This window comes from Phenylobacterium sp., assembly GCF_013822795.1.
In the GTDB taxonomy this organism is placed as follows: domain Bacteria; phylum Pseudomonadota; class Alphaproteobacteria; order Caulobacterales; family Caulobacteraceae; genus Phenylobacterium.
The window spans coordinates 349,501-364,672 of the sequence record NZ_PNLB01000001.1 but is presented as its reverse complement, the minus strand read 5'-3'; the positions used below and the strand labels follow the sequence as shown (position 1 = coordinate 364,672).

The window sequence follows — 15,172 nt, the reverse complement described above, 5'->3', positions numbered from 1 at the left end:
AAGGACACCGACGCCGCGCTCATGGCCGACCTTGGCCTGCGGCCCATGACCATGGGCCAGCCGCGCCAGCGGGTCGACCTCGCCGAGGCCGACATCATGGGCATGGCCTAGGCCTGGGCGGGCGGCCGCCGGCAGATGAAGCCGTAGACCGCGATCCACACGTAGCAGAGGGCCGGCGCCAGCAGCGCCGCGCTCAGGCCGGCATGGTCAGCGACCATGCCGGTCAGCACCGGCACCACCGCCCCGCCGACGATCGCCAGGCAGAGCAGGCCCGAACCCTGCGGGGTGTCCTCGCCTAGGCCCTCGATGCCGAGGGTGAAGATGGTCGGGAACATCACCGAGTTGCAGAGCCCGATGGCCAGCACCGCGACCGCCGAGACCAGGCCCACGGTCCCCGCCGACAGGCAGGCCAGCAGCGCCGCCCCGATCGCACAGGCCATCAGCACAAGGCCTGCCGGGACCTTGCGCATCACCGCTGAGCCGATGAACCGCCCGACCATCGCGCCGCCCCAGTAGAGCGCCACCAATTGGCCCGCCGTGGCGGCGACCGCCCCGAGGGTCTTGTCTTCCATCAGGTAGCTGATCAGCAGCGAGCCGATCGACACCTCCGCCCCGACATAGAGAAAGATCGACAGCGCCCCGAGCGCCAGCCGCGGCCGCTTCAGCAGCGCCGGCCTAAAGCCGCCGCCCGCCTCGCCCGCAGCCGACGGCGCGGCCGGCGAGCGGCGCAGGAACCAGAACACCAGCGCCAACACCACGAGCACCGCGGCGATGCCGAGGAACGGCGCCTGGACCGCATGGGCCTCGGCCTTGCGATACACCTCCAGGGCCTCGGGCGTCAGGCTGGCGGCGTCCGGATGCTCGACCCCGCCCTTCAGGATCAGGGCCGCGCCGACCAGCGGGCCGACCGTGGTGCCGAGCGAGTTGAACGCCTGGGCCAGATTGAGCCGCGAATGCGCCAGCTCCGGCTTGCCCAACAGCGCGATCAGCGGATTGGCCGCCACCTGCAGGGTGGTGATACCCGCCGCCATCACGAACAGCGCCAGCAGGAAGGCAGGATAGATGCCCAGCTGCGCGGCCGGGGCGAACATCAGGCAACCGGTCGCCATCACACCCAGGCCCAGCACGATCTGGCGGAAGTAGCCGATCCTCGCCAGGATCATGGAGGCCGGGATCGAGAACACCAGATAGCCGAGGAAGAAGGCGAACTGGGTCAGCATCGCCTCGGCGTAGTTCAGCTGGAACAGCCCCTTGAGCTTGGGGATCAGGGTGTCGATCAGGACGGTCGCGAACCCCCAGGCGAAGAACAGCGACACCACCAGCGCGACTACCCGCCCAGCGGCGCCCACCCCCGTCGCAGCCGGCGACGCCGCCCCCACGCTGCTCTGTCCGCCAACCATCATCAGGGCTCCAGCCGATAGCCGAACCGGTAAAGCGGATCGGCGCTGTCATAGGGTTTGTCGCTCGCCTGGGCGTTGACCGCCATCATGGAGGACGGGAGTTCGAAGGGCAGTCGCCCTTCGGCCTTGGCCTTGCCGGTCAGCACGTCCAGCAGCGCGCCATCGCTGACCCCGAAGTCGCCGATCAGCACCGCCGCGCGCCCCTTCAGCCCGGTCAGCACGGCCGGCCGGTCAAGGAACACGCTGACGATCGTCGGAACCTTGGCGCTGATCGCCTTGATCGCCTCGTAGTCGGCGTCGCCGTCCTTGAAGTCGAGGTCGCCCTCGTGCTGCATCAGGCCGAACAGGTAGTTCGGATGCAGCACCTGATGCGGAGTTCCGGTGCGCACGATAGCGACATCGGCCTTTTCCGGCGCGTCGACCACCACCAGCCCAGCGGCCTGCGCCGCGGCGGCGTCGACGCCCTTCAGATAGACCTTCGAACCGGCCTTCAGCGGCAGGTTCTGCGCCCGACGTTCCAGGAACACCAACGATCGGCTCTGCGCCGCGCGCCCTTCGGCCTGGAACGCGGCCGCCCCGACCAGCCGGCCGGCGGCGGCGGGATCGACATAGGGGTTCTCGAACAGCCCCTGCTCGAACTTCTGCTCGAGGATGCGCTGCACCGACTGGTCCAGCCGCGCCTCGCTGGCCTGGCCGGCCTTGACGATGTTGACCACCAGATCGCTGTTCTCGGTGCCGCCGAACTGGTCGACGCCGGCGTCGAGCGCCTTGGCGAAACGCTGGGTCTCGGTGAGGTTGTCAACGCCCCAGGGCATGCCGATGACCGGCGGCTCGCCCGGCTTCCAGCCGCCCTGGCAGGCGGCCGGGCAATCGTTGGTGATCGCCCAGTCCGAGACGATCACGCCCTTGAAGCCGTACGTGCCGCGCAGCAGATCGGTCAGCAGGAACTTGTTGAACCCCGCGCCCACCTGCTCGACCGGCTTGCCGTCGATGCTGAGGTTTTCGAGGATCGAATAGGTCGGCATGACGCCGGCCGCCTTGGCCGCGAAAGCGCCCTCGAACGGCTTGACGTGATAAGCGAAGTTCCCCCCCGGGAAGGTCGCGTAGCGGCCGTAGGGGCTGTGGCTGTCCCAGCCTTCCTTGGCCGCGCCATAGCCGACCCAGTGCTTGACCACCGCGACGACGCTGTCCTTGTTCAGCCCGGCCTCGCCGGCCTGGAAGCCGGCGACATATGCCCGGACCATGCGCGAGGCGAGATCGGCGTCCTCGCCGAAGGTGCCGGTGATCCGCGACCAGCGCGGCTCGGTCGCCAGGTCCGCCTGCGGCGAGAGCGCCACGTGGATGCCGACGGCGCGGTACTCGGCCCGCGCCACCTCGCCGAACCGCTGCATCAAGGCCGCATCGCCGATCGCGGCGAAGCCCAGGCTCTCGGGCCACTGGGAGAAGCCCGCCGAATCCACGCCGGCCCCCGCCGTGTGCTGGAAGTGGTTGCGCGGATCGGTGCTGATGGTCGCCGGCACGCCCAGCCGGGTCTTCTCGGCCAGGGCCTGGACCTTGTTGTTCTCCTCGGCCAGCGCCGCGCCGGGCCCGCTTAGCCGGGTGATGAAGCTGGAGACGCGCTTGTCCTCGATCAGCTTGGCGGCGCCGGTCAGGTCGTAGGCTGCGCCCGATCCGAACGTATTGCCGGGCGCCGGCAGCGTGCCGTGCATCATGGTCCCGGCCTTTTCCTCCAGCGTCATGCGCCGGGTCAGGTCGGCGGCCCGCACGTCGGCCGACAGCCGCCAGTCCTCATAGGGCTCAAGCTTGCCGTTCTTATTGAGGTCCTTGAAGGCCAGGCCGTCGATCGTGAGGCGCGGCGCGGTGCGGGCGCCAAGTTCGGGCTGCTGCGCAGCCAAGGCCGGCCCTGAGGCCAAAACTCCAAGCGCCATCCAGGCGTAACGCCAGCCGGCCATCGTCCCCTCCCAATTCTTGTTCTTCTTCCAACCGCAAAGTGCGGCGGGCCCCGGGGGCATCCGGGACCCGCCAGTTCTGCGCGGGTTGGCGCGAGGCCAAACCACACGCAACTGATAACGTTGTCAATCGCTCATTTGAAACGCTTGCGGCGCAAGCCGTCGCGCGGTCCTCGCTGCGCCCAGCAGCGCCACGTGCGGCTGCACGACCAACCGCGTGGGGATCGATTCGACGAAGGCCGACAGCCGCCCCTTGGCTTCGAACCGCTGGCGGAAGACGCCGTCGGTCAGGAACCGCTCGACGCCCTGCATCAGGCCGCCGGCGAGGTAGACCCCTCCCCTCGCGCCGAAGGTCAGGGCGACATCGCCGCACACCGAACCGAACACCGCGCAGAACAGCTCCACCGCGGCCACGCACTGGCGGTCGGCCCCGGTGCAGGCGCGCGCCACCACCTCTTCAGACGACAGCGCCGGCGGCGGGGCCGCGCCCTCGATCTCGGCCAGCACGGCGTGCAGCGCCTGCAGTCCCGGTCCCGACAGCAGCCGCTCGATCGAGACCCGGCCATGGCGTCGCGTCAGCGCCCGCAGGACCTCGATCTCCAGCTCGTCGACGGGGGCGAAGGCGGCGTGGCCGCCCTCGCTGGCCAGCACCTGGGCCGGCCCTTCCGCGCGCCAGACCAGGGCCGCCAGGCCAAAGCCGGTGCCGGCCCCGGCGATCACCACAGGCTCCCGGGTCAGGCCCTCCAGCGGCGGCCCGATGGCCACGCTGTCTTCGGGAACTAGGTCGGCGACGCCGGTCGCCAGCGCCTCGAAGTCGTTGACCAGCCTGGCCCGCGAGAAGCCGAGCGACATCAGCTCGGCCTCCGAGGCGTCCCACGGCGCATTGGTCAGCCGCGCCGCGCCATCGGCCACCGGCCCGGCGACCGCAATGGTCGCCGTCGCCGGCGCGGCCGCCAGATCGGCCGAGGCCAAGAACGCGTCGGCGGCCGCCGCCAGGCTGGGGTGGTCCCGGCACAGCACGTTGCCGGTCATCACGATCGACGGACGCACGCCCTGCAGGTCCGCGATCGCAAACCGCGCATTGGTGCCGCCGACATCGCCCACCAGGGCGAAACTCGCGTCTCTCCGCATGGCCGCCCGTCAGTAGGGGGACTGGGCGACGAGCGCGGCCTCGGCCTCGCAGGCGGCCGGCTTCTCGCCCTCCGCGCGCAGCTTGGCCAGTTCGGCGCGAGCGGCGTCCATGTCCGCACGGAACTCAGGCGAGCCGTGCAGCGTCGCGTAGGTGGCCGCCGCCACCATGCCGCCGGCCTCGACGGCGCTGGCGTTATGCGCGCCGCAGACCGCCCGGCTCTGACCGTAGGCGCGGCCCCGGGCCAGGATCTCGCTCGCCCGGTCCGGGGCCAATTCGGCCAGCACCAGCGCCCACGACCAGCCCCACACCGTATGGCCGGACGGATAGTCGAAGCTGTTCGCCACCTGGGCGGTCGGCTGGCAGATCTCGCCTTGCGCGACCTGGAACGGCCGCAACCGCTTGAAGTGATGCTTGGCGCTCTCGTTGGCGACCATGGAGTCGCCCAGCACCCGCATCATCACGCCGTTCAGCTTGGGGGCGTTGGCGGGGGTGAGCTTCACACCCACCGCGCACGAGTACGCCTCCATCATCCCGCTCGGCATCATGTCGACGTCGCGGGTCGCCAGCTTCCAGCGGTCGCTGTCCTTCAACGCGCGCGTCGACTGAAAGACCTTGCGGTCCACCTGGTCGCGCGCGTCGCCATCGGTCGGGGCCGGCGGCACGATGTTCGCCGCGTTCAGTGAACCCGGCGCCAGGTAGCCCTTCGGCAGGGTTGGGAACTTGACCGGCTCGGAGCCCGCGAGAGCGGCGCCGGCCAGGATCGAAATCCCGGCGGCGACCAGCCCGGCGCGCAGCGGCCTGCGCTTCTTCATCATGTTGGTTCTCTCAAAGCGACTGGAGGAGGATCAGTTGAACTTGAAGCCGGCCTTCACGCCGACGGTCCGCGGCGCGCCGTAGCTGCCGAAGAAGTTCCGCGCCGAGTCCGTGCTGACCGACAGCAGCACCGCCTCGTCCTCGAGGTTGTCGGCGAAGGCCTCGGCGTACCAACCGCGGTCATCGTCGTAGCGCAGGCTGACGTCGGTGGCGGTGTAGTCGTCCTGCGACGCGATCCGGTACGGGAAGATGGTCGTCCCGCCGGTGACGATCGGGATGTTGTTGAACTCGGTGAAGTAGACCTTCGACTGATAGCGGGTGCTGATCCGCGCGGTCAGTTGGCCGGACGCCAACGGGATGGCGTAGGCCACGCCGATGTTGCCGTTCCAGCGCGGGGCCCGCGGCAGAGTGTTGCCCGACAGGTCATGGACCGTCCCGTAGAGCGGATCGACGGCCCCGACATAGCGGTCGAACTTGGCGTCGAGATAACCCAACGACGCATCGACGCTGAGCGCCTCGGTGATCCGCGCCCGGCCTTCGAACTCGATGCCCCAGACGGTCGAAACCCCCGCGTTGGTGGTCAGAGCTCGCACCACGCCGTTCTCGTCAGGCTGCACCGAGACGACCTGCAGGTCCTTGTAGTCGTAGTAGAAGGCCGAGAGGTTCGCGAGCAAACGGCGATCCAGGAAGTAGTTCTTCGAGCCGATCTCGTAGGCGGTCAGAGTCTCGGGACCGAAGTTGCGGTTGCTGGTGAAACCGCCGGCCTTGTAGCCGGTCGAGACGCTGCCATAGACCATGTTGTCGGGCGTGATCTCCCAGTCGGCGCCCACCCGCCAGGTGGTCTTGGCCCAGGAGCCGGCGTCGGGCCGGAAGGTGTTGAGGTTGGTCCCGATCGGCCGCGTCAGCCCGACCGGATTGCCCTTGCGGTCCTCGGAATAGCGGACGCCGGCGAAGACGGTCAGGGTGTCGGTGATGTCGTAGTCGGCCTGGCCGAACACCGCCCAGGATTCTGCGAACCGCTCCGGCCGCTGCAGGATGACGCCCGCGGTGCGCGCCAGGTTGGTGTACTGGAACAGGTTATCGTCGTTGGTTTCCTTGATGTAGAAGGCGCCGAGGATGTACTTCAGCGCCCCGTCGCCCGACGAGGCGAGGCGAAGTTCCTGCGAGAACGTCTTGTTTTTGTTGTAATAGAACGTCGTCTGAGTGCCAGTCGCGGTGCCGTCGGTGTCGCTGGTGACGTTCTGGTCGTCGGCGCGGTAGGCGGTGACCGAAACGATGTCGAGCGCGTCCAGCGAGTAGGTCGCCTCAGCGGCCACGCCCCAGATCTTGTTGTTGATGTGCCCTGCCGTGTTGGTCTCGGCACGGTAGGGCGCGCTGCGGCCCGAGGCGATGTAGCTGACCGGGCCGTTGCCGAGCAGCACATTTCCGGTCCCCGCCCCGCCCGCATGGTAGTAGTCGGCCGACAGCAGCAGCCGCAGGCGCTCGCCCGGCGTGAACAGCAGGTGGACGCGGCCCGCCTCCTCCTGCGCGTCGGCCAGGTCGGGCATGTTAGGGGTGACGTTCTCCTGATAGCCGTCGCGGCGGTTGACGATGAAGGCGGCGCGCGCGGCCAGCGTGTCGTCAATGATCGGGAAGTTGTACATGCCCTGGGCCGTGAAGCGGCCGTAGTCGCCGACCAGGATCTCGCCCGCCGCCTGGCCGGTGTTCATCACCGGCTTGCGGGTGATGATGTTCAGACTGCCGGCGGTGGCGTTGCGGCCCCAGAGCGTACCCTGCGGACCGCGCAGCACTTCCACCCGCTCCAGGTCGTAGAACACCGAGTTGGCGCCCGAAGGCCGCGGCAGGTAAACGCCGTCCAGGTGGAACGCCACAGATGGGTCGCGCTGCGGCACCACGCCGGCCGAGCTGACCCCGCGGATGCTGATGATCACCTCGTTGCCGGCCTGACCGATATTGAGGTTCGGCACCTTGCCGGTCAGGTCGCCGGCGTCGACGACGTTCTGCTGCTGAAGGACGTCGCCGCTGATCGCGCTGACGGCGAGCGGCGTCGCCTGAACAGTGCCTTCGCGCTTCTGGGCGGTGACGACCACCTCCTCGACCTGGACTTCCGACTGCGCCTGCGCGGTCCCAGCCATGGCCAGGGCGGCGGCCCCGGCCAGCCACATGAGCTTGGTCATCTTCGTTTTCCCTGATGTGCGGCCAGGGCTTCATGGCCCCGACCGTCTGTTTTCTTGAGGTGGCCGGCCCTAGAACCTGGCCGTCAGTTGCACGCCGTAGAGCCGCGGCGGGGCGTAGGCGCCCGAGCCGCCGAGGCGGTTGGCGTTCTGCGCGTCGGGCGCGGCCTGCACGAGGACGGCTTCATCCTCGAGGTTGCGGCCGTAGGCCATCACACTCCAGACTCCGCCCGGCGCGTCGTAGGTCACCATCAGGTCGGTCTTGGTGTAAGCGTCCTGATCGGTGACCGCGAAGTTGTGGTAGTCGAGGTTCTTGCTGCTCTCGTAGTGGGTCTGGACCCGCACGGTCAGCTGGCCGTCATTGGCGAAATCCCAGCTGTGCTGGTAGCCGAGATTGAAGGTCCACTCCGGCGACTTGGCCAAGGTCAGGCCCGAATAGTCCGCAAAGCCGGGCGAGAACGCATCCCCGTTCGGCAGGGTGAAATCCTCGTACTCGGCGTGCAGATAGGCGAGCGAACCGTCGATCCGATCGTTCGCGGTCAGCAGGAACGTGCCTTCCAGCTCGGCCCCGTAGAGCGTCGCTTTCGGGGCGTTGACCGTGACCGCCGACGGCTGGCCGGCGACGACCCCGGTGCCCGTCACCTGGAAGTCCTGGTAGTCGTAGTAGAAGGCCGAGACGTTGAGCTGGGCGCGGTTGTCGAGGAACCGGTTCTTGGCCCCAACCTCGTAGGCGGTCAGCTGCTCGGGCTCGTACTTGTTGTTCAGCGGCGGCAGGCCGTCGCCATAGCCGCCGGCCTTGTAGCCGGTCGAGGTCGAGGCGAAGAGCAGCGAGGTCGGGGTCAGGTCGTACTCGACGCCCAGCTTGTAGTCGGTCGACTCCCAGGTGAAATCGGCGATGTTGCCGTAGAGCAGGCATCCGGGCGGCGGCGCGCCGAAGAACGGGCGGTTCATGCCGCCGGGCAGCATGCAGCCGCCGCTGTTGTTGAGCCCGACGTAGGTCCCGCCCGTGCGGCCCTTGTGGTCGCGGGTGTAGCGCAGGCCGGCGGTCCCCCGCAGCCGCTCGGTGAAGCTGTAGGTCCCCTGGAATAACGCAGCCTTGGAGTTGGCGTAGGTGTTGGGCTGGACGAACGCCACCAACGGGAAGGCGTTGGCGAAGACGTTGTTCGTCTCCTCGAAATAGTAGAGCCCGGCCACCCACTTGAAGGCGCCCTCCGAACTGCCGAGGCGAAGCTCGTGCGTTTCCTGGCTTTCCTTGGAGTCGAAGTAGACGGTGACGCAGCCCAGATTGAGGCTCGGCTCGCAGCGGCTGGCCGGACGCGGCGTCCCGTACGGATAGTTGCGTCCCGAGCCGGCCAGGGTGTGGACGATGTCGTTCCGGATCGCGCCAAGATAGGTCAGCGTCGCGAACGGCAGGTTCCAGTCGGCCTGCAGCGTCACGCCATAGTTCTGCTGATTGCTGCTGCCCGGGATCGAGATCGGATAGGTGTAGGGATCGCCAGGACCCGCGTACTGGCCCAAGGGCGCGTTGGCCGTGCCGGCGTAGGCGTTGCGGAAGTAGTCGCCGCTGATCAGCAGCGAAATGTCCTCGGTCGGCTGCAGCAGCACGTGCAGGCGCACGGCGGTGGCGTCCTCGTCGTTGTACTCGCCGCCGGGCGCGTTCGAGGTATAGCCGTCGCGCTTCGACGACTGAAACGCCGCGCGCACCGCGATCTGCTCCGAGAACGGCAGGTTCACCGCCCCGCTGGCGCGCACCAGCGAGAAGTTGCCAAGCTCGAGCTGAGCTTCCGCCTCGTACGCCTCGGTCGGCTTGCGGGTGATGACGTTGATGCTGCCGGCGGTGGCGTTGCGGCCGTACAGGGTTCCCTGCGGACCACGCAGCACCTCGGTGCGCTCGAGATCGAAGAATAGCCCCGCCGCCGAGCGCGGCCGCGCCATGTAGACGCCGTCGACGTTGAAGGCCACGGCCGGGTCGCCGACCTCGGTGTTGTTGGTGCTGCCGATGCCGCGGACCGCGATCTCGACCGAGCCGCCGGTGGCCCCGATCTGCACTCCGGGCACGATGTTGGTCAGGTCGGTGACCGTGCGCACGCCCTGCTTGGTCAGCTGGTCGGCCGACAGCGCGGTGATCGCCAGCGGCGTCCGCTGCGCGGTCTCCTCGCGGCGCTCGGCGGTGACCACCACCTCCTCGATCTCGACATTCGATTGAGCCTGCGCGGCGCTCGCCAGCAGCAGCACTTGGGCAGCCGCGCTCACGGCCAGAATTGATCTGGTCATCCGTCGTTTCCCCCTGCGTGGCCGGTATCTGTGCCCGGCCATCCCCTCGTCCCCGGGCCATCGTTCTGGGCCCGGCACGGTGAAGGTGGACGTGATCAGATAACGTTGTCAAATCGAATCTGACAACGTTATCTGACAAAATGACGACAACCATTGAGCGACCATTGCCGATCGGGCGTTGCACCGACTGACGTTCATGCGGCCGGCACTTGCCGTCGCACGCAAAGCGCGCGAGAGCTTCTTCTCCGCGCGGCTGGAGATTGGCTTGTCCCGGCAACCGACGATCAAAGACGTCGCCTCCAAGGCCGAGGTGTCCTTCAAGACCGTCTCGCGGGTGCTCAACGGCGAGCCCCACGTCCGCAAGGAGGTGCGCGAGCGCGTGCTGGCCGCGGCCGCAGCGCTCGACTACCGGCCCAACATCGCCGCCCGCGGGCTGATCGGCGGCCGCTCGCGGCTGATCGGCTTCCTCTATGACAACCCCAACTACAGCTACGTGACCGAGGCCGAGCTCGGAGCCCTGCAGGTCTGTCGCGAGGCCGGCTACCACCTGGCGGTCGAGCCGGTGGATTCGCAGAACGACGTGGCGCGCCAGATCGAACAGATCATCTCCAGCCTGCGGCTCGACGGCGTGATCATGACGCCGCCGATCTCGGACGATGCGTCAGCGATGGCGGTGCTGGACCGGCTGGGCGTCGCCCACGTGCGGATCGCGCCCAACGCCGCCCGCGAGAGCGGCCCGTGCGTCTTCATCGACGACGAAGCGGCGGCCTTCGCCCTCACCCGTCACCTGCTCGACCTCGGCCACCAGGCCATCGGTTTCGTGCTGGGCCACCCCGACCACGGCGCCTCGGCCCTGCGCCTGGCCGGCTTCGAACGGGCGATGGCCTCCGCCGGACTGCAGGCGGGCGCCGACCACATGGTCCAAGGCTACTTCACCTTCGAGAGCGGCATGTCCGCCGGCCATCGGATGCTGTCGGGCGCCGACCGCCCCACGGCGATCTTTGCGGCCAACGACAAGATGGCCCTGGGGGTCATGGCCGCGGCGCGCGAACTGGGCCTGGCGGTGCCGGACCAGGTGTCGATCGCCGGCTTCGACGACACGCGCGCCGCGCAGATCTGCTCGCCGTCGCTGACCACCGTCCGTCAACCGGTCGACGCCATGTGCCAAGCGGCGGCCGACATGCTGATCAGCATGTCGGCGAACGAGGACCTGGCTGATCCTGCGTTGCAGCTGGACTTCGAGATCCGCGCCCGTCGCTCGACGGCCGCGCCCCCGGGCTAGGCCGCCTGGGCCGTCGAAGCCCGCAACAGCAGCGTGAAGTCGAGGCGGCGCGCCGGCCCCTGCATCGTACCGGCGTCGACCATGCCGATGACCGCGTCGGCCGCCGCAGCCGCCATGGCCTGCACCGGCTGCCGGACCGTGGTCAGTTGCGGCCAGGTGAGCGTCGAAATCTCGCCGCCGTCGAACCCGGCCACCGAGACATCGCCCGGAACCGAGAGCCCCAGGCGCTGCGCCGTCGCCATCACCCCGAGCGCCATGTCGTCATTGCCCGCGAAGATCGCCGTCGGGGGCTCGGCCAGGCCCAGCAGCGCCTCGGCCCCGGCCTCGCCGGTCGCGAACAGGAAGTCGCCCGGCGCGATCAACTGTGGATCAGCGGCAAGTCCGCATTCCGCCAAGGCCCTGCGGTAGCCTTCGAGCCGCCAGGCCGAGGCGCCGTGGTCCGGCGGCCCGCCGATGAAGCCGATCCGGCGGTGCCCCAGCTCGAACAGCGCCGAGGTCATGGCCCGCGCGGCCTCGACCTCGTCCACCGCCACCGACGCGCCGCGCTGCGGCTGAACGCTGGGCGCCAGCCGCGCATACGGCACGCCGGCCTCGTCGAGCGTATCGAGCACCGCCAGGTCGTCGCTGACCGGCGGAATCAGCAGGAAGCCGTCGGGCCGCAACGAGGCGACGGCGGCCGCCACCGCCTGCGCGGCCATGCCGGTCCGGCTGTCGAACGGCTGGACCACCAGGTGGTAGCCGGCCGAGCGGCATTGCTCGACCGCCCCCTGCTGGAACTCGGCGACATAGTCCGGAATGATCTCCGGGATCAGCATGGCGATCAGGAACGAGCGCGAACCGGGCAGGCCGCGGGCGAATACGTTACGCCGATAGCCCAGCGCCTCGATCGCCTCCTGGACCTTGTCGCGAGCCTGGTCGCTGACATGACGCTCGCCGTTGAGCACGCGCGAGACCGTCATCACCGACAGTCCAGCGCGCGCCGCCACGTCCTTGATCGTCGTCGTCACGCTCGGGCGTCCTTCATCCGCGCAGATATAACGCGGATTCTCGCGCCTCAGGGCTTCTTCGCGTCAGCCGCCTGCTCCACCAGGTCCAAGCGCGCTTTCCAGGGATCGCCCCCGGCGCGGGCGCCGTCGTTGGTCAAATCGAGGATCTGGTCGCCGACCGGCTCATAGCGCGGCCAGGTGGGACGCCCCTGCCCGTTTGGATCGCCGCTCTTGGCGAACGCCACCCAATAGGCGCTGGTCAGCTGCGCCATCGCCGCGTCGGCCGGGGTCAGCGCCTCGCCGTACTTGGCTTTCACGGTGTCGAAGACATAGGGGATCTCGGTCGCGTGCGGCGCGCCCGGCCACTCCTTGCGCATGGAGTCGGCCACATAGCTGAAGCGGTAGGCGTAGACCGGCCGCCCGGCCTTAGCCCAGGCCTTGGCCACGAACCGCGCCGGCTCGACCATCATGGTGTCGCTGGCGACCAGAGTCCCGACCTTGCGGACATCGCCGGTCTTGCCCGGATCAAACGCCGCCTCCGCCGCCGCCCGACGCTCGGCGCCGAAAGGCGCGAACACTTCGTCCAGCGACTTGGCCATCGAGAAGCCGATGTCCATGCTATTGGCCCCGACGATCAGCGGCACATCCGCCCCGCCGCCGGCCGCATAGATCTTGCCCGGCTCGTCCGTCACGATCTGGCCGTCGACCATCGGCCCGGCATAGGTCGGAGTGAACATGGTCATCATGTTCAGGCCGGCGACGACCTTGTCGGCCGGCAGCCCGCGCAACGCCGCCAGGGCGGCGGCGTCCTCGCCCTCGATCCCGACGCTCTTGGCGAACGCCAGGCCGACCTGCTCGCCGGACGGCGGGCCGCCGGGCGCCTGGCCGCTGACCTTGCGCCCCGGATTGATGTTGCCGCGCCCGCCCCCGGACTCGACAATCGCCTTGTGGAACAGCCCCTTGGCCGCCGGGGTGGTCATCAGGGTATGGATCGAGAAGCCGCCCGCAGACTCCCCGACGATGGTTACGTTGCCGGGATCGCCGCCGAACGCGCCGATGTTCCGCTGCACCCACTTCAGGGCGGCGATCTGGTCCATGAAGCCGTAGTTGCCGAGCGGGCCGCCGGGGCTTTCCTTGGTCAGGGCCGGATGGGCGAAGAACCCGAAGCGCCCGACGCGATAGTTGAAGCTGACCAGCACCACGCCCTGCTTGGCGAACTGATGGCCGGAATAGACATCGGGCGAGGAGCCGCCGTTCACGAAGCCGCCGCCGTAGATCCAGACCATCACCGGCAGCTTGGCGTTCGCCGGCGCGCCGGCCGGCCGCCAGACGTTCAGCACCAGGCAATCCTCGGCCGGCTCGGTTCCGAGCGGCGCAGCGTCGCTGGGGAACGGCTTCTGGGCGCAGTCGTGGCCATAGGCGGCGGCGCTGCGGATGCCGCTCCACTTCGCCGCCGGCTGCGGCGGACGCCAGCGCAGATCGCCGACCGGCGGGGCTGCGAACGGCACGCCCTTGAAGGCGATCACCCCGTCCTGCACGACGCCCTGCAACTGGCCGCTCTCGACCTTCACCACCTCGGCCCCTTGCGCCTGGGCCGCCAGCCCCAGCGCCATGGCCGCGCCCAGCGCGCCCGCCTTGCCGATCATCTCATCCTCCCCTCGCCGCCTCATCGCAGCGTCCTTGTTGGCTGTATGGTCAGCTTCACTGATAACGTTGTCAATCACTCACACGGCGACGCTGGCGCGGGCTGCCGACAGGTGCTCAAATATCTCCGTTCATTCAAAGGCCTGCGTCATGATTCCGCTCAAGTCCGCCCTGACCCGCGTGGGCCCGCCGCTGGCCGCCCTGGCCCTCGTCGCCTGCGGCCAGGGCTCGGCGGACCCGTTCGCCGGCTTCGGCGCCAAGCCGCAGCTGCCGCCGCCGAAATCGAGCCTGATCCCGACGCTGAACGCCCGCCAAGCGGTCGGCTGGCCCGCCGGCGCCGCGCCGGTCGCCCCGGCCGGGTTCACGGTCACCCGCTTCGCCAGCGACCTCGCTCACCCGCGCTGGCTGCTCGTCCTGCCCAACGGCGACGTGCTGGTCTCGGAGGCCTCGTCCGAGCCAACAAAGGCCAAGGGGATCACCGCCATGATCGCCAATCGCCTGCAGGACAAGGCCGGCGCGACCATGGAAAGCCCCAACCGCATCACCCTGCTGCGCGACGGCGACGGCGACGGGGTGGCCGAGGTGCGCTCCACCTTCGCCGACGGGCTCAAGCGCCCGTTCGGCATGACCCTGACCGGCGGCAAACTCTATGTCGCCAATGACGACGCGGTCGTCGCCTTCCCCTATGCGGACGGCCAGACCCAGATCATCGGCGTCGGCGAGAAGGTCTTCGACTTGCCGGGCGGGCCGATCAATCACCACTGGACCAAGAACGTCGTCGCCAGCCCGGACGGAACCAAGCTCTACGCCACCGTCGGCTCGAACTCGAACATCGGCGAGAACGGCATCGAGAACGAGACCAACCGCGCCGCGGTCATCGTCTATCCCCTGCCCGCCGGCCCGGCGCGGGTGTTCGCTTCGGGCCTGCGCAATCCCAACGGCCTGGACTTCGAGCCGACCACCGGCGTCCCGTGGACCGCGGTGAACGAGCGCGACATGCTCGGCGACGACCTCGTTCCCGACTACATGACCAGCCTGCAGGACGGCGGCTTTTACGGCTGGCCCTACAGCTACTTCGGCCAGCACGTCGACGCACGGGTGAAACCCCAGCGCCCGGACCTGGTCGCCAAGGCCATCGTCCCCGACTACGCGCTGGGCTCGCACACCGCCTCGCTGGGGCTGACCTTCTATCGCGCCGACGCCTTCCCCGCCCACTACCAGGGCGGCGTCTTCATCGGCCAGCACGGCTCGTGGAACCGCAAACCGCCCAGCGGCTATCGCGTGGTCTTCGTGCCGTTCACGAACGGCAAGCCCAGCGGCCCGCCCGAAGCGTTCCTGACCGGCTTCCTCAACAAAAAGGACGAGGCGCAGGGCCGCCCCGTCGGCGTCGCCGTCGACAAGACCGGGGCGCTGCTGGTCGCCGACGACGTCGGCAAGACGATCTGGCGTGTGGCTCCCGCCGGAACGCTCGCTACCGGAACGTCCAGATAGGACCGGTTACCAGCATCCTCGCCCGAC

General features: G+C 69.0%; 10 protein-coding genes. 2 read left to right on the top strand and 8 right to left on the bottom strand.

Annotated elements, in window-relative coordinates; genetic code table 11:
* Positions 1-107: 107 nt before the first annotated feature.
* The 6 genes from C0481_RS01685 to C0481_RS01660 form a co-directional block, all read right to left on the bottom strand.
* On the bottom strand, positions 108-1,403 hold the full coding sequence (locus tag C0481_RS01685; protein WP_293400014.1) for a sugar MFS transporter: 1,296 nt from the start codon (positions 1,401-1,403) through the stop codon (positions 108-110).
* Positions 1,403-3,352: a glycoside hydrolase family 3 N-terminal domain-containing protein gene (locus tag C0481_RS01680; protein ID WP_293400011.1), complete on the bottom strand. Its 1,950-nt coding sequence runs from the start codon at positions 3,350-3,352 to the stop codon at positions 1,403-1,405. The genes C0481_RS01685 and C0481_RS01680 overlap by 1 nt, the downstream gene beginning before the upstream one ends.
* Positions 3,353-3,475: 123 nt before the next feature.
* Positions 3,476-4,480, bottom strand: coding sequence for a glucokinase (gene glk / locus C0481_RS01675; protein ID WP_293400009.1), 1,005 nt, complete (start codon positions 4,478-4,480; stop codon positions 3,476-3,478).
* Between the two features lie 9 nt (positions 4,481-4,489).
* Positions 4,490-5,296, bottom strand: coding sequence for a phosphatase PAP2 family protein (locus tag C0481_RS01670; RefSeq protein WP_293400007.1), 807 nt, complete (start codon positions 5,294-5,296; stop codon positions 4,490-4,492).
* Between the two features lie 30 nt (positions 5,297-5,326).
* A complete protein-coding gene (locus C0481_RS01665; protein ID WP_293400004.1) occupies positions 5,327-7,471 on the bottom strand; it encodes a TonB-dependent receptor in 2,145 nt (714 codons plus the stop codon).
* Between the two features lie 69 nt (positions 7,472-7,540).
* Positions 7,541-9,742 (bottom strand): TonB-dependent receptor, encoded by a 2,202-nt coding sequence (locus tag C0481_RS01660; RefSeq protein ID WP_293400001.1) that lies wholly within the window; start codon positions 9,740-9,742, stop codon positions 7,541-7,543.
* 265 nt (positions 9,743-10,007) lie between these two features.
* On the opposite strand from C0481_RS01660, the gene C0481_RS01655 reads away from it, so the two are divergent.
* Positions 10,008-11,024 (top strand): LacI family DNA-binding transcriptional regulator, encoded by a 1,017-nt coding sequence (locus C0481_RS01655; RefSeq protein WP_293399999.1) that lies wholly within the window; start codon positions 10,008-10,010, stop codon positions 11,022-11,024.
* Here C0481_RS01655 and C0481_RS01650 read toward each other — a convergent pair.
* A complete protein-coding gene (locus C0481_RS01650; protein WP_293399997.1) occupies positions 11,021-12,031 on the bottom strand; it encodes a LacI family DNA-binding transcriptional regulator in 1,011 nt (336 codons plus the stop codon). The genes C0481_RS01655 and C0481_RS01650 overlap by 4 nt on opposite strands.
* A gap of 47 nt (positions 12,032-12,078) precedes the next feature.
* Positions 12,079-13,656 carry a carboxylesterase family protein gene (locus tag C0481_RS01645; protein ID WP_293399994.1) on the bottom strand — a complete coding sequence of 526 codons (1,578 nt, stop codon included), beginning with the start codon at positions 13,654-13,656 and terminating at the stop codon, positions 12,079-12,081.
* A 148-nt stretch (positions 13,657-13,804) separates the two neighbouring features.
* On the opposite strand from C0481_RS01645, the gene C0481_RS01640 reads away from it, so the two are divergent.
* Complete coding sequence (locus C0481_RS01640) at positions 13,805-15,145, top strand: sorbosone dehydrogenase family protein (protein ID WP_293399992.1); 1,341 nt, start codon at positions 13,805-13,807, stop codon at positions 15,143-15,145.
* The last annotated feature ends 27 nt before the right edge of the window (positions 15,146-15,172 follow it).